We start from the raw sequence: 22,663 nt of genomic DNA on the forward strand, positions 1-22,663 counted from the left end.
ATTCTAGACAACAATTTCTCATACAATCTAGTTTCACTCTCTACGCTGTACGGTGTCAAAGGCTTTTTAGTTCCTTTGATTACCACGGGATTAGCATCTCAGCTTTCCCCGTTTTTGCGAGGTTTTTAACGTGAGGCAAAATCACTTACCACACGGATTTAGCCCATAGCGAGCTAAACGATGTTCTAACTCATTAGCATCCAGATTTGAATGACGTTCCTGTAACCATTGTTTTGCTGTTCCTTGTTCATAAGCTTGTAAAAACTCAACTTTGTCAGATTGTGTTGGCAGCAAATCAATGTTCGATCGCGCTACGGCTTCACCAGCCCATTGAATCGCTCCCTCACCACTGTAATATTGTTTGCGGACAGCACCAACACATTCTTCTAAGGTCGGCTTGCGGTGAAAAACTCTGGTATGGTTTGCCATCCTGAGCGCATCACGCTCAGGATCGATTCGCCAGTTGCCATTTTCATCTTGCTGCCATAAGTTATCTTTGGCGGTGGCTCCTTGTTCATCGTCAGCAATAAACTGACGCATCCCCGCACTTCTTCGTATGTTGCCGGCAACAATTGTGACAGCAGCTTGATCGATTAATAGACAGCATTCAACTGAATTTAATTGTCGTCCTAAAGCTTTATTGAGAATAGATGCACACCCTTGATACAGTACAGGTAATTTTACAGGATTAGCAACTCCTCCAAAGCCGTTGAGAGTTTCTCCTGCTTTTCGGACATCACTGATATCAACTAATACTTCAACTTCTTTTGAGAATTGTTCGTTACTGGAAAGTTCTAATAGGGTTTGATATGATTCAACCCAACCTTCACGGCTATCTCCAACGTGAATAGTGACGTTATTTCCTTGTATATGAGTTTGAGTATATTCACGTCGCTGTTGCACAGGAGTGCTGCCAATTTCACCTTGTACAGTGACATTCAGTTGATTACGGATGGGGGGCAACTGGTTAATAAATTGTGGTTCTAAGACGGCTCCAGTACCACAGCCCATCATTGCCAGATCCATCATTAACCCGAAGGCACTCCAGTCTTCGAGATTGGTAGAGGTGCAATTATAAGCGCCGGAAAAGTTTTTGGGCTTGGTTATCCAGTCTGTACCACCAACCCATAGCCAGCGCCCACTAGGCATAGCTTTCAAGTTACGCTGCATCTTATCCAGTGTGGCAGCTTCTTCTTGAGTTAGCTTTCCCAACTCGACTAAGCCGAGTATAGTGCGATCGCATACCTCATCCCATGTTTCCCTAAGTCCCGCCTTTGTACGGCGGCTATAGGTTCTAAAAAATACGGGATTAGCAGCCGGTGCAGTTTCTGGAAACCTTGCACTCTGGCGTGTTCTTTCGAGATTCTGAACCATATATTAAGTGTCTTACGTTCTTCTTGCGTGCGGACAGATTATGACTATACGCCAAGTGGTTTGAGTATTAAAGATTGTCAAATTGTCCACTTTACGCTAGCTCTACCCAGCACTAATTACAACAGAAATTTATGATGTATAATGTCCCTCACCCTTGGATGGGAAAGATATACTCGGTTATAGTTAACACCATTATTTTTAAGTAAATTATCTCTATCGCCTCATCTTCAGTCCGATTATCATTACTCAGCATGGGCTAAACGCTCCGCTACCGCTAACTGTACTTAGGATCTCTTCATTACTTTCCCACAACTAAGTAAGTTGGCACAATAAAACCAAACTATGTGAAGAAAGATAAACTAAACTAAAACCCTTTTTCCTCCTGCTTCTTGCCTTATCCCAACAATAAATTTTTACACCGACCTACTTAGCAGTGATAGTTAAATAAGTTGCAGTTATAAGTCAAATCCAAACAATTAATTCCGAACTCTTGGGAACTATAAATTTAGTTACAGGAAATTGATTATGAATGATGAATGGGAACCTCTAAATTCTGATGATGATGTTGTGCATTTTCATCAAGAAGCATTTGAAAATTTACCCCGCACTCAAATAGTGTTTCAGTTATTCAAGGAAATCAAAAAAATTTGGGCAGAACACTTTACATCGTCAGGATCGAGAGTATTTGGAGAAGGATTTGAATGTTGTATTTTAATACCCGGTCAACAATGGCGAACAGGTAAAATTAGAGTGTGCTTAGAATTTTGCCCTGATGAAACTGAAATCGAAGACAATCGATTAGACATTAAACACGAAAACTCTCCCCTTGACGACCTTCGACAGCAATTGAATGAAGGTAAAAACTAATACCCAAGTTGATATATACAGATATAATAGAAAATTATCTGTGTCTGTGTGCGCTGAAAACATAAAATGGTATGGACTCCCTTACATGCAAAAATCCATCGCACAATCCGATCGCGCCACTTATTTGAGCGAAACCAGCGGCTATTAATCGCTGTCTCCGGCGGACAAGATTCTCTGTGTTTAATAAAATTACTTTTAGATTTACAATCCAAATGGGGATGGGATTTAGGTATCGCTCACTGCGATCATCGCTGGCGTCCCGACTCCGAAGCTAATGCTAACCACGTCGAAAACTTAGCAAAAACTTGGGGTATATCTTTTTATTTAGAAACAGCAAACAAACCGATAAATAGTGAAGCTGCTGCACGCAATTGGCGCTATCAAGCTTTAAGTGCGATCGCCAAAGCAAATAATTATCAATATATAGTTACAGGACACACGAAGAGCGATCGCGCCGAAACTCTCCTCTACAATTTAATTCGCGGTACTGGTGCTGATGGTTTGCAAGCCCTAACTTGGCAACGCCCTCTAAGTACAGGCATTGTGTTAGTACGTCCACTTTTAGAAATTACTCGGATACAAACAGAGCAATTTTGTCAAGAATTTAAATTACCAATTTGGGAAGATTCCACCAATCAAGATTTGCAATATGCCCGCAACCGCATTCGCCAAGAATTAACACCATATTTACGGGAAAATTTCAATCCCCAAGTAGAATCAGCCCTAGCCCAAACAGCAGAACTTCTCCAAGCGGAAGTGGAATATTTGGAAAAAGCTGCCCAGCAGTTGCGTGAAAAGGCTATGGAAACGGGCATTGGGGATGAAGAAGATTCCCTTACTCTTCTTCCCTTGAGGTTAAATCGTCGGGTATTGCAGAAAGCACCATTGGCACTGCAACGCCGGGTGATGCGTCAGGTGTTGCAGCAAATACTAACTGATGCTCCTAGTTTTGAACACATTGAAAAATTAACGGCTTTAATTATAGCGCCCAACCGATCGCAAACCGATCCATTTCCTGGTGGTGCGATCGCTCAAGTACAAGGCGATTGGATTTGTTTGAAATAGTTTTGAGTATTGCTATTGCATAGCAGGGAGAGATTTGTCGAATTCACGTTAAATCACACTCTCGCGTTCTTCTAAATTGCTATCAAAATTTATTAATAAAATAAAGATGTACTAAGCTGTTGCGCCTTTAATTTGCACTAATATTTTTTCAATATGATTGTGGGTTGGGCCGAAAAGCCCGCCCTGATAATGTAAGTTGTATGCGTAACAGCTTAATCACCGAAAAACAGTCAGCCCATCATGCTAAATTACGATCCATTAGCTTGTTTGCCCTCATCAGAGGAACTACCAGACTCTGACGACACCCCAGTGGATAACGAATTACAAGATTTGATTCCCGGTTTACTGAAAGTACTTTTGGCAATGGCTTGGCCTGAACGCATGGATTGGTTTTTTGGCGTTGACATGGGAATTTATTACGATCCAGACTTACCGCCAATAGTACCAGATGGGTTTTTGAGTCTGGGCGTAGAGCGATTTTATGATGAAAACCTCCGTCCCAGTTACGTGCTTTGGGAAGAGAAGAAACTACCGATATTAGTTTTGGAGGTAGTATCTAAAACATACCGTGGTGAGTACTCGACCAAAAAAGCAGAGTATGCAAGATTGGGAATTTTGTATTATGTAGTTTACAACCCATTTCGTCCCCGTAAGCCACGTTTAGAAGTTTACAAATTAGTTAACAATGTTTATGAATTAAATGATGGGAATCGAGTTTGGTTGCCAGAAATAGGTTTAGGAATTGGCATCGAACGAGGAACTTATCTAGGCATACCACGGGAATGGATGTATTGGTATAACCAACAAGGACAACGGTTGTTAACATCAGAAGAAGACAAAAAACTTGCTCAACTAGAAGTTCAGCAGGCAAAACAAAAAGCTCAACAAGCAGAACAAAAAGCTCAACAAGCACAGCGAGAAACCCAATTATTACGAGAACGGTTGCGATCGCTCGGCATAGATCCTGATTCTCTCACCTAAATTACTGTAAAGACTCGTCCGCGAGTATCAAAGACTCATCCACGAGTATAAAAGGCTCGTCCGCGAGTATCAAAGACTCATCCACGAGTATAAAAGGCTCGTCCGCGAGTATAAAAGACTCATTCACGAGTATCAAAGACTCATTCACAAGTATCAAAGACTCGTCCACGAGTATCAAAGACTCATTCACGAGTATAAAAGACTCCTCCACGAGTATAAAAGACTCGTCCGCGAGTATTAAACACTCGTTAACGAGTATCAAAGACTCATTACAGCAATTTTCATTTATTTATAAAACACTCTCGCGTTCTTCTCTACGCCTCTGCGTGAGACAAAAAATCTTTCCGTACTGTAATTACGAATTACGAATTATCCTATCAAGACTTGCACTCACACTTTCAGCGTGTAGTGACTGCAATCGCTGCAAAATCTCTGAAGCTGGTTGCAAATAGGATATCGCTTTAGTGTATTCACCCTGCTGTTGTGCCAAATCTCCTAACCTCCGCAGAGTCATTGTTTGAGTTCGGACAGCACCAATGCGTTGACTTATTTCTAAAGACAGGTTGTAGAGTGCGATCGCTTGATCCACTTCCCCTTTGTTAGCGTAGAGAATTCTCAGTTCGTGCAACGTCCCCGCTATGCCTTGGACATTTCCAATGCGTTCATCTATTTCCAAAGACTGATTGAAAAGTGCGATCGCTTGATCCACTTCCCCTTTGTTAGCGTAGATACTCCAGACAGTCCAACGTCGTCGCTTTGCCTTGGACATTACCAATGCGTTCATTTATTTCTAAAGACTGATTGAAAAGTGCGATCGCTTGATCCACTTCCCCTTTGTTGGTGTAGATAATTGCCAATTGGTGCAACGTCGCCGCTTTGCCTTGGACATCTCCAATGCATTCATAACTTACCTGCGAATTTATACAAGATTCTGTATATTATCCGTAAATAGTGAAGGTGCTGCACGCAATTGGCGCTATCAAGCTTTAGAGGTTGTTTGAAAAGTGGTTGGCTGTGATTTTAGGCACTAACCGATCCCCCCTAGCCCACGCCAGTCGCTCATGGGGGAAACCCCCAAGACCGCGCTGGCTCCCCTTAAAAAGGGGGGAACCGGAATCAAAGTCCCCCAATTTATCGGGGGATTTAGGGGGATCTAGAACGTTTTGTTACCGAGAAGAAAACTTTTCAAACATCCTCTAAGCTCGCTACTAAAGCAAAATGGTCTACAGACTTTTGTAAAAACACACCTGCCTTGGCGAATAGAATTCGCGGCTATACAGACTTGTGTTGAGCGGAGTCGAAATACAAAACCCACCTCCGTGGGTTTCAAATTCTTTGAGTTTGCGTAGCTGCGATTTCTAATCGCCTAGTATATTTGCTTTTTAAGAAGCTAGTAATTCCGGCTGAGGCATTAAACTCTGGAGAGTATGACGCAACTGAGCGATCGCTTGGACTTGATAATCACCAGTTTCCTGGAATTGATCCAAAGATTCTGCAATTCCTTGCAGCTTTTGCCGTAATCCATCTAGAGAATCCTGAATTGGTTGCAGTGCTTCTTGATAAAGATTCACTCGACCAGATAATTCAGCGGTTGTTCTTCGTAGGGATAGCAAATTTTCCTCGATCGCTTTCAGTTCTTGGCGCTTTTCATCTAGATCGTGAGTTTGATTGTCAATCATTCCCTGATTTAGCTCAACACCAGAACGAATCTGCTCAATTTCACGTTCCAGCTTTTGGATTTCTTGTGAATATTGTTGTCGCTGATTTTCAATTTGTAACAGAATCGGTTCTAAATTAATTTTGTTGTTACTTTCTTCCTCAGTAACAGTATGTCCTTGCCGCCGTAGCAGTACAGTTTGATGTTGCTTGAGAAACTTCTGATGCTGTAGCATATTGCGGCGTTGTCCCACCAAACTGGAATTTAGCATCTGATAAAGGTCTTTTTCATCAGTTAGTTCTAGTTCCAAATTGATGTGGTCATGGTCAGATGCGTGATTTAATTTAGTTTGAAGTTCTTCTATAGCTTCTTGTTTATATTTCAGTTCTTGTTCTTGATCGTGAACAAAGCTAGCGTCGATTTCTAACTTATGCTGCAAGTCTTGCACTATCTTTTGTAGTTCTTCTAAAGGCATTTTTTCCAAAGCCTCCACATCAGCTTCCTTGCCAAGAACTACATCACCAGATGTTGCAGCTAAAGAGTGCATCTGTTGATATAACTCTTCAGCGTTTTGTAACTGCTCTTTGACGAGCTGAGCATACTCTTGCTTACTGGTAAGGTCTGCTGTATTTATTTGCAATTGCGCTCTTTGCTGAACTAGAGAATTTTGCGCTTCTTGTAATGCATTTTGGCGATCGCTAAAGGTTTGTGACAAGCGCTCAACTTCTTCTTGCTGTTGTGCGATCGCACTTTTATGCTCCTCCAGTTTTTGCCAGTGCGGGCTAAGAGTCGCTTGCTGCTTTTCGACTAATTCAAAGGCTAGATGCAGGTGTTCTCTAACTGTTTCCGTAGGAGTAATACGACTAGACAAGCGATCGAGTAACTCACTCATTACTCGACTTTGCTCCTCATCCAAAACCGTCCCTTGTTGAAAATCCGCTTGGCGTTCCTCCAGGCGACGCTGCTCACCCCGTAAATGCTCCCAAGCGCCTTCCAACTCTTGGCGGTTGCGCTCAATTTCTCCTTGTAATCGTTCAATTTCCTGGCGCGAGGTGTCAACTTCCTGTTTTTGCTCCTCTAGATGTTGTACCTCATCCTCCAATTGCTGCAACTGTTCTGCTCTTACCTCCATGTCCATTTCACGGCGATTCAACTCTTGCGCCTGAAATGTTAGTGACTGTTTCCACTGATCGATCTCATCTTCCTTGAGCTTAAATTTCTCCAACTGGCGGGAAAAATTCTGCAAAATGTTGACGAGTGGACGCCCTGCTTCTTGAATCCGCTGCACTTGACGATTCGGATTCAATTCAGCCAATACCAAAGCACCATCATTTAATTTGCTTGCGTCCTCAGCGGCAATCACCTCTTCCGACACAGTACTCCAATTCTGGTCAGTTCGCTGACAAGCTAGCAGTTTCAGTTCGGTTTTGCCACCGCCACTGAGTAAACCACCTTTCTGTTTTTGTACTTCTGCTAAATACAGCACACCGTTAGTCCTTTATTGATGCACTTAAACTTCGTGTTTTGAGATATACCTTAAATAATTCTGTTAACTTGTCTCACTGAACTAAGGTTTAGAAGAACAAGACAGACAAAACTATAGACGCAAGATGTTACGTCTTGATACTTATAGAAGCGATCTGGTCGCGCCTTTATATTTTGTACTGATGACAGTGATGATGACTTCCGTGTTAACACTAGCTTTGTCAAAGTGTATTACGAAAGATAAAGGTTTATAGTTTAATGTATTCCCTAATGACAATCAGACATAGAGTAAAAATCTTTTCAATACTCCATAATCAATACTTAAAGAATAAGTCATAATTCACGATTCAGAATTCAGCAATACTTAAGGAGTACTTTTTAGCTAAATGCAGGGAAATTTAAATGAAATTGATATTTGCAGTATCCTGCAATTGATTGAATTGGGACAGCGAACTGGGCAACTATGGGTGGAAGCTTATAGCTCTCACCATAACAACAAACTGGGTGGAGATGGAGCAAACATTTATCGCCCTAAACAACAGTCTTGGTTCGTTTTTTTCCTAAATGGTCAAATTATCTATTGCCAAGAAGGCGAGAGTAGTTTATCCAGAATTAGTGATTATTTACGTCATTATCGAGTTGAAATGCGACTCACCGACAAACAAATTGCCACCCTACCACCAACCGATGCGCCAGAGTATGCCTATCTTTGGGCACTCTTGGAGCGGAATATCATCAACCCTAAGATAGCTGGTAGCATCATTTACGGTTTGGTGCATGAAACTCTCTTTGATTTGCTGAGTTTACGCCAAGGTAACTTCATTTTCCATCAGGGTGCAGCACTTGCCCCGCAATTAAACACTTATGAGATTGCTCCATTGGTGACAAAAATCACCAAGCAGCTGCAACAGTGGAAGCAACTCTATCCACACATTCAGTCTCCAGAGCAATTGCCAGTGCTATCTGACAAAGTTCAGCTACAATCTTCTTTACCAGAAGCAACCGTGAATAAGCTACAACATTGGGCTGATGGTAAAACATCCTTGCGACAACTAGCTCGCCATCTCAACCGAGACATTTTGACAGTCGCTAAGGCAATATATCCTTATGTGCAACAAAGTTGGCTACAACTAGTATACTCAGAGACTAATCACCCAGATACACACACGGATAACTGGGAATTGAAAGAAAAACCGATGGGGCGGATAGTATGTATTGACGATGCGATCGCCATCGGTGAGACTATAAATTCCATCTTACAACCACAAGGTTATGAAGCGATCGCTCTCACCAATCCTTTAGAGGCACTGAGTCTGGTTTTTCAACTCAAACCAGATTTAATTTTATGCGACATTGCTATGTCGGAATTGGAAGGATACGAGGTTTGTGCCATGCTCCGACATTCAACAGCATTTCGGCTCACACCGATTATCATGCTTACTGGGAAAGATGGGTTTATGGATAGAGTCAAAGCTAGGATGGTCGGGGCAACAGATTATTTGACAAAACCGTTTACAGACACTGAGTTACTGATGCTCGTAGAGAAATATATTAACAACCAATGAAAATAGGGCACTGGGTATTGGGCATGGGGGAGCCACTGCGGTCTTGGGGTCTCCCCAAGTGGAGCAAGTGGCGTCATGGGGCATTGGGCAAATAAACAGATCCAAGATTTGTTGATCTATTAAAAGATGAGTAAAAAGATGTTATCACAGAGTCAGTTAACTGAGTGAAACGTCAATATCCAGGAAAATAGTGAGAACCTAAAATTAATTTATACAGTTAATACTTGCGGAGGAATCAGGGAATGTTCCAATTAGGAACGTCTAAATCAGGAGGTAAATAGACAATTATGAGCACAGTTCTGATTGTGGAAGACAGTATAGCGCAAAGGGAGATGATTACAGACCTCCTGAAAGCAACTGGCCTAACAGTTACCCATGCTAGTGATGGATTAGAAGCATTAGAGGCAATTCAAATAGCACCTCCAGATTTAGTGGTATTAGATATTGTCATGCCCCGAATGAACGGCTACGAAGTTTGTCGGCGGTTAAAATCCGATCCAAAAACCCAAAATGTCCCAGTAGTTATGTGTTCTTCCAAAGGTGAAGAATTCGATCGCTATTGGGGCATGAAACAGGGTGCAGACGCTTACATAGCCAAACCGTTTCAACCAACCGAGTTGGTAGGAACAGTCAAACAACTGCTGCGAGGATAAGGATAAAAACAACATGGTCAGCAAACCGGACTTTTTAAGTGGCAGCGGTCAAGACCACTTTCGACCAGAATTACAAGTAGAAAGTCCTGAAGGTGAGTTACATTTGAGGTTTTACATTCCCTCGCATCAGGAGTTTGCACTACAAGCAACTGGCATCCGGGAGGTAATTGAACTAAGTCCTGACAGAATCACCCCGATTCCTAATGCTTCTCCTTTACTTTTGGGTACTCTAAATTTACGAGGTCGAGTTATTTGGGTGGCCGATTTGGGTCAATTTCTGGGGGAAGCAGGTGCATTAAACACGGATAGAGCTGAAATTTCGGTGATTGCCATTGAAGAGCAAGACACAATAGTGGGTTTAGCAGTAGAGGAAATCGGTGGTATGGACTGGTTGGATGTCCAGAATCTCATGCCACCAACTAGTGTTCCAGATACGATGGCTCCCTTTTTACGTGGAGAGTGGTCATTAGGTGCTAAAAATAATCAGTGTCTCCGATTGCTCGATCAAATGGCAATTGTACGAAGTGCTAGGTGGGCAGGATGAAATTGGAGGAGGAAATGGCAGCAAGTATTGATAATTACGAGCCAACATATCAACAGGCGATGACCGCCTATGTTCAAAGAAATTATGAGGTTGCGGCCACTTTAATTGACCAAGTGGTGCAAAATTTACCAGATGACCCCAATACCCATTTGTTGAGGGGTCACATCTACTATGTTTTACAACACTATGATGTAGCAAAAGAAGAATATCAGCAGGTGTTAGGCTTGACTAACGATCGAGAAATTATTGGTTTTGCCAAGAATGGAATTGACAATATCAATCAATATTTAGAATCATTTAGTGGGCAGCTCGATCCATCAGAAAGTCAAGAAGAAATAAACTCTTCAGAGATATCCGATCCACTGGCATATAGCGAATCAGAATTAGAAGATTTAAGCGCTAATCAAGAGTTTGACAGCGACAATCTTGATTTGAACTTTTTTGGAGAGCATCAAGAAAGTCTGAATGGCGTTGAAGATACATCTTCAAAAAGTCCATTCGAACTGCCCACAGAAGATAGTATTGGAACAGAAAAAATATCAGATTCTTCTATAGCTTTTGGTGATGACCCTTTTGCCATGAATGAAGAATCACAGGAACAAGAGCCAAATAAAAACTGGGAGGAAAACACAGAATTAGAGTTGCCTGCTTTTTGGCAGGAAAGTATCTCAGAAGATATTTCTGAAGAATCATTAGCAAATAGTCAATTCTCAGATAATGGGATAAATTCTCCTTACGGAAATTCAACTATTGATAATAATAACTCTTCATCTTCTAATTCACAAACTGATAATAACGAGAATCATTTCCCTGATTTGTTGAGTGAGCCAAAGTCTCCAGATCAGAGTATGGGAAATTTAGAATATAAAAAATCTAGTTTTGGAGACGAAACTTTACTGATTGTTGCAGAAGAACCGAGAAATGATTCGCCAACAACAAATAACTTGGAATACGGCAGTCAAAATAACTTATCTGAAACCGAATCCCATAGCTGGTTAACACCAAAAAAAATTGAAGCAAAATCAGATTTTCAGTCGAATTTACCCGATAACGAATCAGCTTTTAATAGTAATTTACCTCGAAAAGAAAAGCATTTTAAATCAGGTGAATTCAGCGGTAAAAATAGCTTCGATGATGATGAAAATTTTGATATGGAAGCATTTGAGTCTGCCTTTGGCTCAGATGGTTTAAACTCTTATGAAGACTCAAGCAATATACTGAATGGAGAAAATTCTAAGAGCAATATCGAGTTTTTAGATGACTTTGAGGAATTTGACGATTTAGGCAATATTCCAGGGTTTGACCTGATCGAAGGAGATTCTAACTTCGGTAATGTCACAATGCATTCTGCTCCAGCAGAAACTAGTGACACTGGACGCCCTCAAGTAGCAGAGGCTTTTGCAAGTAATTCAGCCGATCGCGAAGAAGAACTTTTCTCAATGACTGGTTCCCATGAAGCCGTTCCAGTCTTTAGCCAAACAGATATCTCCAAACTAGAACCCAACGTCAGCATCGAGCAGGGATGGTTAGCACCATTAGAAAATGCCTCCATTGAACGAAAACAATGGCTAATTGCTGGAAGTGTGGGCATAGTCTCGGCGCTGGTTGTAGCCACAGTTAGCTTTGTCGCCACCACATTTTCGCCACCCCAACAACGAGAATCAGTACGAAACACAGGTTGGGCAATGTCATTGGCAGCCGGGATTGCAGGTTTTGCTACCGCAGGCTTTATGGGGAATCTGGCGCTGAAACAAATTCGGCGCACAACTGATGACCTCCAAGCTCAGTTTGAAGCTGTACGTCAAGGAAATCTGAATGCTCAAGCCACGGTGTTTTCCGAAGATGAATTGGGGCATTTAGCCACTGGCTTTAATGAAATGGCGCGGGTAATTTTCACAACCACAAGTGAAGCCCAACGCAAAGCCGATGAACAAGAAGAAGCCAAAGAAAACCTGCAACGTCAGGTGATTCGGCTCTTGGATGATGTGGAAGGAGCTGCTAGAGGCGATTTAACAGTCCAAGCGGAAGTGACAGCCGACGTACTAGGAGCCGTAGCTGATGCCTTTAACCTGACAATTCAAAACCTGCGGGATATTGTGCAACAGGTAAAAGTCGCGGCGAAGGATGTAACAAAAGGTGCAACCAACTCCGAAACCTTTGCGAGAGCTTTATCTAGTGATGCTTTGCGGCAAGCAGAAGAGTTGGCAGTAACGCTGAATTCTGTACAGGTGATGACCGACTCGATTCAACGGGTAGCAGAGGCGGCGCGGGAAGCTGAAACCGTTGCTCGTGATGCTAGTACGATCGCTCTCAAAGGTGGCGAAGCAGTAGAAAATACTGTGGCAGGGATTTTAGAAATTCGAGAAACCGTTGCTGAAACCACTCGCAAAGTGAAGCGGTTGGCGGAATCTTCCCAAGAAATTTCTAAAATTGTGGCGTTGATTTCTCAAATTGCTTCCAGAACAAACTTGTTAGCACTCAATGCTAGTATTGAGGCGGCAAGAGCCGGAGAAGCGGGGCGCGGGTTTGCGATCGTTGCAGATGAAGTGCGCCAGCTAGCAGATAAATCTGCCAAATCCCTGAAAGAAATTGAACAAATTGTGATGCAAATCCAAAGCGAAACAGGCTCTGTAATGACCGCGATGGAAGAAGGCACACAACAAGTAATTAAAGGTACAAAATTGGCAGAAGATGCCAAGCGATCGCTCGAAAACATTATTCAAGTGGCGAATCGCATCGATATTCTTGTGCGATCTATTACCAGCGACACTGTGGAACAAACGGAAACCTCCCGCGCCGTTGCTCATGTAATGCAATCAGTAGAACTGACCGCCCAAGAAACTTCCCAAGAAGCACAGCGAGTTTCAGGTGCCCTACAACACTTAGTAGGTGTATCCCGTGACTTGATCGCCTCCGTTGAACGTTTCCGAGTGGAAACTATGGAAACCAGATAAAAAAGTTAGGAGTTAAGAGTGAGGAGTTAGAAATAAAAATCACAACTCACATCTCACAACTCGTAACTTGGAAAAAAGTTAGGAGTTAGGGGTGAGGAGTTAGAAATAAAAATCACAACTCACAACTCATAACTCATAACTCATAACTCATAACTCATAACTCATAACTCATAACTTTTGCTATGCTGCCGGAACAACAACAGCGGATTTTGGGTTACTTTATCGAAGAAGCCAGGGATCACCTGAATACCATTGAGCAGGGCTTGCTAAATTTAGAAGGTACCCTGAACGACCCGGAAATGATCAGTGAAGTCTTCCGGGCGGCTCACTCCATCAAAGGAGGAGCGGCGATGCTTGGATTGACTAGCATCCAGCATACCTCCCACCGTCTGGAAGATTGTTTCAAAATTCTCAAAGATAATCCGGTTCAGATTGACCAAAAGTTAGAGTCTTTATTTCTTGGTGTCTCTGATACCCTAAAATCGCTTTTAGAGCATTTGAGTGGGCCTTATGGTCTTTCTGAAGATGCAGCTAATACTTTGATGTCAGAAACTGAGCCAGTTTTTCAATGGCTGTATCAGCATCTGGAACTACTTGTAGAACAAGCAAAGAGTGGAGTAGCCAGCAGTTCTGACGCAACAGAACTCACAACCTCTATAGAGAATGTCTCCACACTTACAGAAATTTTCATGCGGCGAGATATTCCCGATCTGGCAGAATACACTCATCAAGAATCTCCAGACTCGGTAGCACCCCAAGAGGCGCTAGCGCCAGTCACCGCTAAAGAAAATAATAACTGGAGCGAGTTTCAAGCCCAAGTGCTGCAAACACTACGGGAAATGTTGCAATTATTTAAGCAAACTACAACACCTTCAACTCGGCAAAACCTCCAGCAATGCTGTCACCAGTTAGTCAAACTTGGTGAAACTTGGAATTTGCCCAACTGGTGTGGTTTGTGTCAAGCAGCAGCCAGTGCGATCGGCAATCCCGAAAATACTTATCTGACTTTAGCTAAAATTGTCATTACCGAAATCAAACAAGCTCAAGAATTAGTTCTGCAAGGTAGAGAAGCCGAAATTACAATTAGTCAGCAACTAGAGGCACTTTTAAACTTTGCAGAAATTGAGTTATTAGAAATAACCCCTGATTTATTTGATGAACAATCTTCGGTTTTGACAGAATCAGAGTCAATTCTATCTGGTGACACCAAGGCGTTAGCACAGACAACTGAAGAACTGAATCTAGACAAAGATAGTAGCGAACGCCCCTCCCTTCAGTTACAAGGAATACCACTAAACGAAAGTAGAAACACTAGTCTTACTTTCACCACACATGACGAAGCACACCCAATCAGTAACAATCTCGATCCCAATGGTCCAGAGGTAGGAATAGCTGAGTTAAATACCCTTGCCGATTTATTTGACGGTGAGACTCCCGAACTAGATGAAAGCTGGCATCAAGAAGAAACCTTAGATATTGTTACTATTGATGACTTTGGAATTGATTTGAGCAGCACTGAAGCTGAAGACGCTCATAACGATTTATCTGACTTACTCTCCTTTAATGAGGATATAAGCAACGCGCTACACCCAACAACCACCGCTACAACAGAAGATTTATCCTTGTTATTTGGCGACCATTTCCTAGAAAAAGATAATTCAGAACCGCAAAATCAACAAACATCTGCTACGCCTTTAGAGTTGAGCGATATTAACGAATTTGAGATAAATTTAGACTCATCTTCTTCCGAAATTTTACAAGAGTTTATTGATATTTCTAGTAATACAAACCAGACTAATAGCGAGATTGGCCAAAATAGTGTAGTCGAAGATTTATTGACACTGGGGTTAGATGATGATGAGCTATTGCCAATAGGCGAAGTTACTCAACCAGAAACTGAGCCGTTCGCCAGTGTGGAACTATCTACTAACCAAGAAAATAATTTTGATAACTTATTCTTAGAAACTAAAAATGCAAATTGGGTAGAAGAAATTACGCCTAGTGACTACATAGAATTACCTCAGCCAAGAGACTTGTCTTTGGACAACTTGTTTGCTGAAATGGAAGAACAGCCACAACTATCGACAAGTGAACCAGAAATCAGTGATTTATTTGATACACCTCCAGTAACAGAACCTGAGTTTTCTCAATCAGAAAATGATCTGAGCAACTTCTGGAACCAGGAAACCACAAAGGAAAAGGACGAATTCGATTCCTTAACTGGGCAGAATGTGGAAAGGGCGTTAGATGAAACTTTGTTTACTGCGGCGGCTGATGACATTTTTGCCGATAATCAGCAGTCCATACCTTCTCCTATAGCCAATTTTGATATAGAAGAAGATTTTGATATCAATTTCCAGCATCAAGAACAGCTAGATTTGATATTATCATCAGACTCTGGAGATAATTTATTTGATGAATTAACATCAAGTAACTTAACTATTTCTCCTATAATCAACGATACCTCCACGCCTGAAACTACTTTGTTCGCGCAGCATCCTGGAGAAGAAATTCTCAGCCCGCAACAACCAGAATCTTTAGATTTTGTTCCAGAATTTACTCATGCAAGTCCAGATATATCTGCTGTCGCTCTGGAAGTTAATTCATTAGGCTCTTTTGAGGATAATCTGCAACTGCTGTTTGAAGATGTCGCAACAAATGAATTGACTTATATTCAGATGGAAACCACAGAGAATACTGTGGATGAACTATCAGAAACTATTAGTTTTGGGGAAACTTCAGATTCAGTATTATCCGAAGCACAGCCAGGTGATTTGTTCGACTCTGAAGATGTCGCAACAAATCAATTGACACATATTCAAATGGAAACCATAGAGAATCCTGTGGATGAACTATCAGAAACTATTAATTTTGAGGAAACTTTAGATTCAGCATTATCAGAAGCACAGCCAGGTGATTTGTTCGACTCTGAAGATGTCGCAACAAATGAATTGACCTATATTCAAATGGACACCACAGAGAATACTGTGGATGAACTATCAGAAACTATTAGTTTTGGAGAAACTTCAGATTCCGCATTATCAGAAGCACAGCCAGGTGATTTGTTCGGCTCTTTCGATGAAAATCCGCAACTGCTGTTTGAAGATGTCGCAACAAATGAATTGACCTATATTCAGATGGAAACCACAGAGAATCCTGTGGATGAACTATCAGAAACTATTAGTTTTGGAGAAACTTCAGATTCCGCATTATCAGAAGCACAGCCAGGTGATTTGTTCGGCTCTTTCGATGAAAATCCGCAACTGCTGTTTGAAGATGTCGCAACAAATGAATTGACCTATATTCAGATGGAAACCACAGAGAATCCTGTGGATGAACTATCAGAAACTATTAGTTTTGGAGAAACTTCAGATTCCGCATTATCAGAAGCACAGCCAGGTGATTTGTTCGGCTCTTTCGATGAAAATCCGCAACTGCTGTTTGAAGATGTCGCAACAAATGAATTGACCTATATTCAGATGGAAACCACAGAAAATCCTGTGGATGAACTATCAGAAACTATTAATTTTGGTGAAACTTCAGATTCAGTCCAGACAAGCCCAGAATTTTTAGAGACTGAGGAAAATAATAATTTAGAAATTACTTTTGATAAAAGAGAAAACACAGTTGTTGAAAATAATTTATTGTTTACAAAAACCACTGAAATAGTTGCTCAAGAAGATGAATTTGCAGACTTGGCAGCATTATTAGAAGAGGACGTAGCACCCATCCCCAAAGCTAAGAAGATACCAGAAGTAGATTTTGCTGCCTTGGAAGACTTGCTAAGTACAGATAACAACAACGATGTCTACGACGGTCTACGCCAACGCCAGCCCTTCAACACTCAACCAGTCTCAGCTAAAAATCCTACTCCATCACCAGCCATAAAAGATGAATTTGGTGACTTAGAGAAATTGCTGGCAGAAGCGAATCAAACAATATCCCATTCTACTGTAGTAAAATCGAACACCAGCCAAGCTACCCGTCCGTCTACTCGTCGGGCTGCGAGATTTGAAGAAACGATGAAGGTTCCAGTTAAGCAACTGGACGATATGAGTAATTTAGTTGGGGAATTGGTGGTAAATCGCAATACCTTAGAGCAGGATCATGAACGACTGCGACAGTCATTAGATAACTTGCTAATTCAGGTACAACAACTCTCAGATGTAGGCGCAAGGATGCAGGAATTGTATGAGCGATCGCTACTGGAAGCATCTCTGTTAGCGGGACGCAAAAAGAAAGACCCCAGCGGCTTACAAGACCCTGATTCCAATGCTGATAGGGGTTTTAGCGAACTAGAAATGGATCGTTTTACTCCCTTCCACACACTCTCACAGCAGATGATTGAACGCATTGTGCGAGTACGTGAGTCGGCAAGTGACATTGATTTTGTTACCGAAGAAACCGAGCGCGTAGCAAGGCAATTTCGCCAAGTCACCACCCAGCTACAAGAGGGATTAACTAGAGCGCGAATGGTGCCTTTTGCTCAAACTATCGATCGCTGGCGGCGAGGAGTGCGCGACAACGCCATCAAGTGTGGCAAACAAGTAGAGTTGGTGATCGAAGGTGGCGATACCTTAATTGACAAGATGATTTTGGATCATCTGACCGATCCGTTGACTCACATGCTGAATAATGCGATCGCTCACGGTATTGAAACGCCAGAAGAGAGGCAAACTGCTGGTAAACCACCTGCGGGAATCATTACTATCCGTGCCTTCCACCAAGGGAACCAAACGATCATTTCTGTCGGCGATGATGGCGCAGGTATCGATTCGGCAAGGGTTAAGGCTAAGGCTGTGAAGATTGGCATGATTACAGAAGCGCAGGCAAAAGCGATGTCTCGTCTGGAAGTCTACGATCTACTGTTCCAGTCTGGTTTTACGATTAAAGACCAAGCCGATGAAATTTCTGGTCGTGGCGTGGGTATGGACGTGGTGCGCTCCGAAATTAGTGAAATTCGGGGAACAGTTAACACCGATTCTGCGATTGGCAAAGGAACCACCTTCACCATTCGTTTACCACTGACTCTAAGTATTTGTAAAGCTCTCTGCTGTGTCTCCGATCGCTCCAGGATCGCCTTCCCAATGGATGGTGTAGAAGATACGCTAGATATTCCAGTCAAAAATATTCAGCATGATGCCAATGGGCAATCATTTATTTCCTGGCGCGATACGGTGCTACCATTCCGACCCCTGAAGGAACTTTTAACCTTCAATCGCCAAATCAGTCGCGGTAATGTCTATGGCGGCACCAGAGATGATGATATGGTTTCTGTGGTTGTGGTGCGATCGGCAAATACCCTGATTGCTCTACAGATTGACCTGGTGTTAAGCGAACAAGAAATTGTAATTAAGCAATTTGAAGGGCCAGCACCTAAACCCATTGGTGTAGCTGGTGCTACAGTTCTGGGTGATGGTCGGATTATGCCCATTGCTGATGTACTGGAAATAATTGACATCTTCCAGGGACGGATTTCTACACAAGCTGGTGGCAATTCTTGGCAACAAAAACTGACTCCTCCAGATACCTCTCCTGCGAAGATTGACCCAACAGTGCTGATTGTCGATGACTCAATTACAGTCCGAGAATTGCTATCCCTGACATTTAACAAAGCAGGTTATCGCGTAGAACAGGCACGTGACGGTCAGGAAGCTTGGGATAAACTCCGCTCTGGTCTGCCTTGCGATATTGTATTTTGCGATATTGAAATGCCCCGTTGCGACGGTCTGGAATTACTCTCTCGCATCCAGAAAGACTCTAACCTCAACCACTTACCGATCGCAATGCTCACCTCGCGCGGTGCAGACAAGCACAGACAAATTGCCGCTCAACTCGGTGCTAGTGGCTACTTTACCAAGCCCTATCTCGAAGAAGCTCTACTTGAAGCCGCAGCGCGGATGCTCAAAGGAGAGAAACTCGTTAACTAAATCAACTAAAAGATTGAAGAATTTGGGATGGATACACCAAATGGCTTTATCCAACCGCGCCAGGGTACGTTGACTAGTCGTTGCTGTCCGAAGCAAATTGATGATTTGGAACCGACTCTCACTCGGCATGGCTATGACGTGACGGGCTTGGCGGAACAGTTCAATGCCAAACCGGCTGAAATTAAATTGTTGTTTCGTGGCTAACTTGACTCGGTGCGTGCGCGTGAGTTGCAGGAGCAAATGTTGGCTGCGGGGCTGCCACTTTGAGCAGGTCTTGAGCGAAATCATTCATATACAGGTGAGGACTATGAAGATATTAGTTACGGGCAACGAAGGAATGATTGGTTCAGTTGTTGAAAAAGTTTTATGTGCCGACGGATATGAAGTGATTGGCTTTGACATTGCAAGTGGTCATAATATTCTAAATCCAAATGAAATCCGTTCGGCAATTCAAGGCTGCGATGCAGTTGTTCATCTTGCTGCGCTACTTGGAAACTCTGAGGACACGCCGGATGAAATAATGGCAGTCAATCTTCTCGGAACTTGGCATCTTCTTTCAGCAGCAGCAGAGGCAAAACTCAAACGTGTTGTTTTTTTCAGCAGTGTTGATGTATTAGGAATCTTTAAAGGTGAGAGAAAACCAGATTATCTTCCTTTAGATGACAATCATCCTTGTTATCCAACTACCCCTTATGCGGTTTCTAAGCGCCTTGGTGAAGAAATGTGCAGATATTTTACCGATAGCACAGGTATCCCAACTATTTGTTTGCGACCACCAGGTGTTTTTGATGAAGAAACTTACAATTTTATTATTTCCAATCGGCAAGCCAATCCCGATTTTGAATGGAATCCATTTTGGGAATACGGTGCTTTTCTTGATGTTCAAGACGCAGCAGAAGCAGCACGGTGCGCTTTACACTGCTCTAATCCTGGTCATGTCACTTTGCTGCTATGCGCGGATGATATTTCTTCGGCACATCGAACTAGTCCAGAAATGGCTCAGTCCCTACTTCCTGAAGTAGATTGGCATGGTGGACATGAATATGAACGTGAGCCTTACAAAGCTCTTATTAATACCCAACTTGCTAAAGAAGTCCTCCAATGGATTCCGCGTCACAGATGGCGACCACAAAACAAATAAATTTTAGTTTCCTATAGAATCAGCAATAATACTTCGTTTTTTTTACTTTATAGTTGCAAATAATCCTGACTCAGTTGCAGTTAATCCTGGCTGAAGCACAATTAGAGTTGCATTTTATCCTGATTTGAAAATGTCATGATTGCAGGTCTGAGCGATTAACATTGCAGGTCGCTACATCTACACACTTCTACCTCGATTAAAGCTAATACTATTTTTTAATAGTACAATTGTTCTATAAAAAGATAGCACGTATTGCCCCGTCAGAAGCCGGGGCTTTCTTTTTGAGAACAATTAGAGTGTATACCCCAAGTCTTGAGTCTATCTTTGTAGTATAGAAAGAAGCACTTTGACCTAAGACTATGCCTTCTTCTGAAAAATTTCTCACTTACCCAACCAGCCATAAGAGTAATCAAGCTGATAATTACCACGGTACTTCAGTCGCAGATCCTTACCGTTGGTTAGAAGATCCTGACTCTGAAGAAACAAGAACTTGGATTGAGGCACAAAATCAAGTTACTTTTGGCTACCTGAGTGAAATTCCTGCTAGGGAAAAAATTAAACAGCGCCTCACCAAACTTTGGGATTATGAAAAATACGGTATTCCTTTTAAAGAAGGCGAACGTTACTTTTATTTCAAAAATGATGGACTGCAAAATCAAAGTGTTTTTTACACTCTGAAAACCCTCGACGACCAACCCCAAGTTTTACTCGATCCCAATAAACTCTCAGAAGATGGCACTGTTGCTCTTTCAGGATTGTCGATTAGCGAGGATGGGAAACTTTTAGCTTATGGTCTATCCTCCTCCGGTTCTGATTGGCAAGAGTGGAAAGTACGCAATGTTGAAACTGGGGAAGACCTCCAAGACCATCTGAAGTGGATTAAATTTTCTGGTGCATCTTGGACACACGATAATCAAGGTTTTTTCTATAGTCGCTACGATGAACCAAATGAAAAAACTCGATTAGAAGATGTCAACTATTATCAAAAGCTCTACTATCATCAACTAGGTAAATCTCAATCAGAAGACGTTTTAATTTATCATCGTCCTGACCAAAAAGAATGGGGTTTTAGTGGTGGCGTTACTGAAGATGGACGCTATCTAATAATTTCAATCTGGCTAGGTACTGACTCTAAAAATTTAGTTTTCTTCAAAGATTTAACTAACCCTAATGCGGAAGTTGTAGAACTAATTAACCAATTTGAGGCAGATTATAGCTTTATAGACAATGATGATAGCGTGTTTTATTTTCGCACAGATTTAAATGCACCGCGGGGAAGAGTGATTGCAATTGACACGAAAAACCCTGCGCCAGAAAATTGGCAAGAAATTATTCCCCAATCAGCAGAAACTTTGGAAAGTGTCGGTATACTTAATAATCAGTTCGTTGCAGATTACCTCAAAGATGCTCACAGTCAAATCAAAATTTTTGACCTCAAAGGTGCGTTTATTCGAGAGGTAGAACTACCCGGACTCGGTTCAGCCGGAGGCTTTGGGGGTAAGCGTTATGATACTGAAACTTTTTATAGTTTTACCAGCTTTACCATACCAGGCACTATTTATCGCTACGACATGGTGACAGGAAAAAGTGAGGTTTTCCGTCAACCACAGGTAGATTTTAATCCTGATGAGTACGAGACAAAACAAGTCTTTTATCACAGCCAAGATGGTACTAGAGTACCAATGTTTATTACCCATAAAAAGGGCATTAAATTAGATGGAAATAACCCTACTTATCTCTATGCTTATGGTGGTTTTAATGCTTCAATGACACCTGGCTTTTCTGTGAGTTTGTTGGTGTGGATGGAGATGGGTGGTGTCTATGCTATGGCTAATATCCGCGGTGGTGGCGAATACGGCGAAGAATGGCATCAAGCAGCAATAAAAGATAAAAAGCAGAATGTCTTTGATGACTTTATTGCCGCTGCTGAGTGGTTGATTGCTAACAAGTATACTAAGACTGAGAAGCTAGCGATCGCAGGTGGTAGTAACGGCGGTTTATTAGTGGGTGCTTGTATAACGCAACGTCCCGATTTGTTTGGTGCAGCGTTACCAGCAGTCGGCGTCATGGATATGTTGCGGTTCCACAAATTTACCATCGGTTGGGCTTGGACTTCCGAATATGGTTCTGCGGATAATCCAGAAGAGTTTCCGGCGCTGTATGCTTATTCGCCATTACATAACATCAAACCAAACACAGCTTACCCAGCAACCTTAATTACCACAGCCGATCATGACGATCGCGTTGTCCCTGCTCATAGTTTCAAATTTGCTGCGGCTTTGCAAGAGGCTCACGCAGGTGATGCGCCAACGCTAATTAGAATTGAGACAAAAGCAGGACATGGTGCGGGTAAACCCACGGCTAAAATTATCGAAGAAGCCGCCGATAAATGGGCTTTTTTGGTACGTGCTTTAGATGTGAAATTTTAGTAACTTTGTCGGGTGGGC

14 protein-coding genes and 1 pseudogene are annotated in these 22,663 nt (G+C 42.2%); 11 read left to right on the plus strand and 4 right to left on the minus strand.

Features of this window, described 5'->3' with window-relative positions:
* Window positions 1-144: 144 nt before the first annotated feature.
* Window positions 145-1,374, minus strand: a pseudogene (gene nrdJ / locus RMX89_RS12040) (ribonucleoside-triphosphate reductase, adenosylcobalamin-dependent); the annotation flags it as partial.
* A gap of 525 nt (window positions 1,375-1,899) precedes the next feature.
* On the opposite strand from nrdJ, the gene RMX89_RS12045 reads away from it, so the two are divergent.
* The 3 genes from RMX89_RS12045 to RMX89_RS12055 all read left to right on the plus strand — a co-directional run bounded on the left by RMX89_RS12045 (window position 1,900) and on the right by RMX89_RS12055 (window position 4,287).
* Window positions 1,900-2,241 (plus strand): KGK domain-containing protein, encoded by a 342-nt coding sequence (locus tag RMX89_RS12045; protein WP_322684086.1) that lies wholly within the window; start codon window positions 1,900-1,902, stop codon window positions 2,239-2,241.
* Between the two features lie 66 nt (window positions 2,242-2,307).
* The gene (gene tilS / locus RMX89_RS12050) at window positions 2,308-3,306 is read left to right on the plus strand and encodes a tRNA lysidine(34) synthetase TilS (RefSeq protein ID WP_322689090.1); all 999 of its coding nucleotides are present in this window, start codon (window positions 2,308-2,310) and stop codon (window positions 3,304-3,306) included.
* Between the two features lie 240 nt (window positions 3,307-3,546).
* On the plus strand, window positions 3,547-4,287 hold the full coding sequence (locus RMX89_RS12055) for a Uma2 family endonuclease (RefSeq protein ID WP_322689091.1): 741 nt from the start codon (window positions 3,547-3,549) through the stop codon (window positions 4,285-4,287).
* A 355-nt stretch (window positions 4,288-4,642) separates the two neighbouring features.
* Here RMX89_RS12055 and RMX89_RS12060 read toward each other — a convergent pair whose 3' ends face one another.
* From RMX89_RS12060 to hmpF, 3 genes are all read right to left on the minus strand, one after another.
* A complete protein-coding gene (locus tag RMX89_RS12060) occupies window positions 4,643-5,056 on the minus strand; it encodes a tetratricopeptide repeat protein (protein WP_322689092.1) in 414 nt (137 codons plus the stop codon).
* On the minus strand, window positions 5,007-5,153 hold the full coding sequence (locus RMX89_RS12065) for a tetratricopeptide repeat protein (protein WP_322689093.1): 147 nt from the start codon (window positions 5,151-5,153) through the stop codon (window positions 5,007-5,009). Before RMX89_RS12065 ends, RMX89_RS12060 begins: the two co-directional genes overlap by 50 nt.
* A gap of 516 nt (window positions 5,154-5,669) precedes the next feature.
* Window positions 5,670-7,430 carry a pilus motility taxis protein HmpF gene (hmpF, locus tag RMX89_RS12070; RefSeq protein WP_322689094.1) on the minus strand — a complete coding sequence of 587 codons (1,761 nt, stop codon included), beginning with the start codon at window positions 7,428-7,430 and terminating at the stop codon, window positions 5,670-5,672.
* A 385-nt stretch (window positions 7,431-7,815) separates the two neighbouring features.
* Between hmpF and RMX89_RS12075 the strand changes: the two genes are divergently transcribed.
* From RMX89_RS12075 to RMX89_RS12110, 8 genes are all read left to right on the plus strand, one after another.
* Window positions 7,816-8,994 (plus strand): response regulator, encoded by a 1,179-nt coding sequence (locus RMX89_RS12075; RefSeq protein WP_322689095.1) that lies wholly within the window; start codon window positions 7,816-7,818, stop codon window positions 8,992-8,994.
* Window positions 8,995-9,281: 287 nt separating this feature from the next.
* Window positions 9,282-9,647, plus strand: coding sequence for a response regulator transcription factor (locus tag RMX89_RS12080; RefSeq protein ID WP_069073698.1), 366 nt, complete (start codon window positions 9,282-9,284; stop codon window positions 9,645-9,647).
* A 13-nt stretch (window positions 9,648-9,660) separates the two neighbouring features.
* Window positions 9,661-10,191: a chemotaxis protein CheW gene (locus tag RMX89_RS12085; protein WP_094352320.1), complete on the plus strand. Its 531-nt coding sequence runs from the start codon at window positions 9,661-9,663 to the stop codon at window positions 10,189-10,191.
* A gap of 14 nt (window positions 10,192-10,205) precedes the next feature.
* Complete coding sequence (locus tag RMX89_RS12090; RefSeq protein WP_322689096.1) at window positions 10,206-13,145, plus strand: methyl-accepting chemotaxis protein; 2,940 nt, start codon at window positions 10,206-10,208, stop codon at window positions 13,143-13,145.
* A gap of 182 nt (window positions 13,146-13,327) precedes the next feature.
* Complete coding sequence (locus tag RMX89_RS12095; protein ID WP_322689097.1) at window positions 13,328-19,075, plus strand: response regulator; 5,748 nt, start codon at window positions 13,328-13,330, stop codon at window positions 19,073-19,075.
* A 69-nt stretch (window positions 19,076-19,144) separates the two neighbouring features.
* Window positions 19,145-19,279, plus strand: a complete 135-nt coding sequence (locus tag RMX89_RS12100) for a hypothetical protein (RefSeq protein ID WP_322689098.1) — start codon at window positions 19,145-19,147, stop codon at window positions 19,277-19,279.
* A 103-nt stretch (window positions 19,280-19,382) separates the two neighbouring features.
* On the plus strand, window positions 19,383-20,216 hold the full coding sequence (locus tag RMX89_RS12105; RefSeq protein WP_322689099.1) for an NAD(P)-dependent oxidoreductase: 834 nt from the start codon (window positions 19,383-19,385) through the stop codon (window positions 20,214-20,216).
* Between the two features lie 359 nt (window positions 20,217-20,575).
* Window positions 20,576-22,645, plus strand: coding sequence for a prolyl oligopeptidase family serine peptidase (locus tag RMX89_RS12110; protein WP_322689100.1), 2,070 nt, complete (start codon window positions 20,576-20,578; stop codon window positions 22,643-22,645).
* The last annotated feature ends 18 nt before the right edge of the window (window positions 22,646-22,663 follow it).

Origin of the sequence: Nostoc sp. DedSLP04 (genome assembly GCF_034530775.1) — a bacterium.
Classification (GTDB): domain Bacteria; phylum Cyanobacteriota; class Cyanobacteriia; order Cyanobacteriales; family Nostocaceae; genus Nostoc.

Coding starts and splice junctions, on each gene's coding strand:
- RMX89_RS12045 (WP_322684086.1), top strand. CDS start 1,900: ATGAATGATGAATGGGAACCTCTAAATTCTGATGATGATGTTGTGCAT.
- tilS (WP_322689090.1), top strand. CDS start 2,308: ATGGTATGGACTCCCTTACATGCAAAAATCCATCGCACAATCCGATCG.
- RMX89_RS12055 (WP_322689091.1), top strand. CDS start 3,547: ATGCTAAATTACGATCCATTAGCTTGTTTGCCCTCATCAGAGGAACTA.
- RMX89_RS12060 (WP_322689092.1), bottom strand. CDS start 5,056: ATGTCCAAGGCAAAGCGACGACGTTGGACTGTCTGGAGTATCTACGCT.
- RMX89_RS12075 (WP_322689095.1), top strand. CDS start 7,816: ATGCAGGGAAATTTAAATGAAATTGATATTTGCAGTATCCTGCAATTG.
- RMX89_RS12080 (WP_069073698.1), top strand. CDS start 9,282: ATGAGCACAGTTCTGATTGTGGAAGACAGTATAGCGCAAAGGGAGATG.
- RMX89_RS12085 (WP_094352320.1), top strand. CDS start 9,661: ATGGTCAGCAAACCGGACTTTTTAAGTGGCAGCGGTCAAGACCACTTT.
- RMX89_RS12090 (WP_322689096.1), top strand. CDS start 10,206: ATGGCAGCAAGTATTGATAATTACGAGCCAACATATCAACAGGCGATG.
- RMX89_RS12095 (WP_322689097.1), top strand. CDS start 13,328: ATGCTGCCGGAACAACAACAGCGGATTTTGGGTTACTTTATCGAAGAA.
- RMX89_RS12105 (WP_322689099.1), top strand. CDS start 19,383: ATGAAGATATTAGTTACGGGCAACGAAGGAATGATTGGTTCAGTTGTT.
- RMX89_RS12110 (WP_322689100.1), top strand. CDS start 20,576: ATGCCTTCTTCTGAAAAATTTCTCACTTACCCAACCAGCCATAAGAGT.